Origin of the sequence: Roseateles sp., from assembly GCF_031397715.1 — a bacterium.
Classification (GTDB): Bacteria; Pseudomonadota; Gammaproteobacteria; order Burkholderiales; family Burkholderiaceae_C; genus Paucibacter_A.
The window spans coordinates 1-2,496 of sequence record NZ_JANNMI010000375.1; the positions used below are offsets into that span (position 1 = coordinate 1).

General features: G+C 62.8%; 3 protein-coding genes. All 3 read right to left on the reverse strand.

From position 1 onward, the window contains the following. Positions 1-449: ABC transporter ATP-binding protein (locus RMO57_RS16315; protein ID WP_310388389.1), on the reverse strand; the 449-nt coding region annotated here is incomplete at its 3' end. After that, positions 446-1,549 (reverse strand): ABC transporter permease subunit, encoded by a 1,104-nt coding sequence (locus RMO57_RS16320; protein WP_310388391.1) that lies wholly within the window; start codon positions 1,547-1,549, stop codon positions 446-448. The genes RMO57_RS16315 and RMO57_RS16320, both read right to left, overlap by 4 nt. Before the next feature lie 20 nt (positions 1,550-1,569). Beyond that, entirely contained in the window at positions 1,570-2,493 is a 924-nt protein-coding gene (locus tag RMO57_RS16325; protein WP_310388393.1) for a branched-chain amino acid ABC transporter permease, read from the reverse strand. Positions 2,494-2,496 lie beyond the last annotated feature (3 nt).

Sequence of the window (2,496 nt, forward strand, 5' to 3'; positions counted from 1 at the left end):
TCCGCGTACTTGCCGATGCCCACATAGTCCAGCAGCTCCTGCGCACGTTTGGCGATGGCGGCCTCTTCGCTCTTGAAGCCGGGGGTGCGCAAAATAGCGCCCAATAACCCCGATTTCGTGCGGATGTGGCGCCCCACCATCACGTTCTCCAGCGCCGTCATCTCGGCAAACAGCCGGATGTTCTGGAAGGTGCGCGCGATGCCGGTCTTGGCAACTTCGTGCACCGCGGTCGGCGCATACGGTGTGCCGCCCAGCTCAAACGTGCCCGCGTCCGGCGTGTACAGGCCGGTGATGACGTTGAAGAAGGTCGTCTTGCCGGCTCCGTTGGGGCCGATCAGGCCGTAGACCTGGCCCTGGTTGATTTGAATGCCAACGTCGGCCAGCGCTTGCAGGCCCCCAAAACGCTTGGAGACACCGCTGACTTTGAGAATCACTTGTTCGCTGCTCATGACCGAGCTCCTTCCACGGGGCTAGGTGCCGCCTTGCCATGCTCAGGCGACGGCCACAGCCCGCGTGGGCGCACCAACATAATGCCTATCATCGCCAGCGCCACCAAGAGCTGGCGCAAGATGGAGGCGTCGAGCCGCCCGCCGGTCATCTCCTGCAAGGGTCCGGCCACGTAACGCAATACTTCGGGCAAGGCCGACAACAGCAAGGCACCCAGGATCACGCCCGGGATGTGGCCGATGCCGCCCAGCACCACCATCGCCACAATCATCACCGACTCCTGCAGGCTGAACGACTCAGGAGACACAAAACCCTGGAAGGACGCGAACATGGTGCCGGCCACGCCGCCGAAGGTGGCGCCCATGCCGAAGGCCAAGAGCTTCATATTGCGGGTGTTGATGCCCATCGCCTTGGCCGCAATCTCGTCCTCACGGATGGCCATCCAGGCGCGGCCGATGCGGCTGTTCTCCAGCCGGTAGCAGATGATCACGCTGATCACCACCAGGGCCAGGAACAAGTAGTAGTACAGCGTCACCGAGGGCAATTTGAGGCCGAACAACTCGGTCCCCTGGCCCAGATTGAGGCCGAAGATGTGGACCGAGTCAATTTGCCCGATGCCGCGCGGGCCGTTGGTGATGTTGATCGGATGCTCCAGGTTGTTCAAAAACACCCGCACGATCTCGCCAAAACCCAGCGTCACGATGGCCAGATAGTCTCCGCGCAGTTTCAGCGTTGGGGCCCCCAGCAGCACGCCGAACAAGCCGGCCAAACCGGCGCCCAGCGGGATGATCAGCCACAAGGGCGAATGCAGCCCATCAGGAAATGCAGCCCGGAAGGCCTCGAAGTTCTCGCTCAAATGGGGGCTGGCCAGCAGCGCGAACATGTAGGAGCCCACCGCATAAAACGCCACATAACCCAGATCCAGCAGACCCGCATAGCCGACCACGATGTTCAGCCCCAGCGCCAACAGCACATAGAGCAGGGCCAGGTCGATGATGCGCACCGGGCCGTTGCCGAACTGTTGCGCGAACAGCGGCAGCACCAGCAGGCCCAGGGCCGCCAGCAGGAAGACGAAGACTTTGTTTTTTTGCTGTGATTGCATAGTGTTCTCCTCAGGGCCGCTCAAGCTCGGTCCGCCACACGCTCACCCAGCAGACCCGAGGGCCGCAGGGTCAGCACCAGGATCAGCGCCACGAAGGCGAAGATGTCGGCGTAGTGGCTGCCCAGCACACCGCCGGTCAAGTCACCCAGATAACCGGCGCCGATCGCCTCGATCAGGCCCAGCAGAACACCGCCCACCATCGCGCCGGCCAGATTGCCGATACCGCCCAAGACGGCCGCCGTGAAGGCCTTGAGCCCCGGCATGAAGCCCATCGTGTGCTGCACGGTGCCGTAGTTGGCGGCCCACATCAGGCCGGCGACGGCGGCGAGTGCGGCGCCGATCACAAAGGTGGTGGAGATGATGAAATCCGGCTTGACGCCCATCAGGCCGGCGACCCGTGGATTCTCGGCGGTAGCGCGCATCGCGCGGCCCAGCTTGGTGTGATTGACCAGCCACATCAGGGTCGCCAGGATCATCACCGTGCTGCCCAGGATCACGCATTGCGTGACCGTGATGACCGGGCCGCCGAGGTCAATCGGCTCGGTCGGCAGCAGCAGCGGAAACGGCTTGGGGTTCGGTTTCCAGATGATCATCGCCAGCGTTTGCAGCAGCAAGGACATGCCCATGGCGGTGATCAAGGGGGCCAAGCGCGGCGCATTGCGCAGCGGCCGGTAGGCGATCTTCTCGACCAGAAAGTTCAGCGCCGTGCAGACGACGACGGCGCAAGCCAACGCGATCAACATCATGGTCCAGCCAGGCATGCCGGAGTCGGCAAGTGCGCTGACGACGGTCCAGCTGACCAGCGCACCCACCATCAAGATCTCGCCGTGGGCGAAGTTGATCAAGTTGATGATGCCGTAGACCATGGTGTAGCCCAAGGCCACCAAGGCATACATGCTGCCCAGCACCAGACCGTTGATGATTTGCTGGAAAAAAGTTTCCATTGA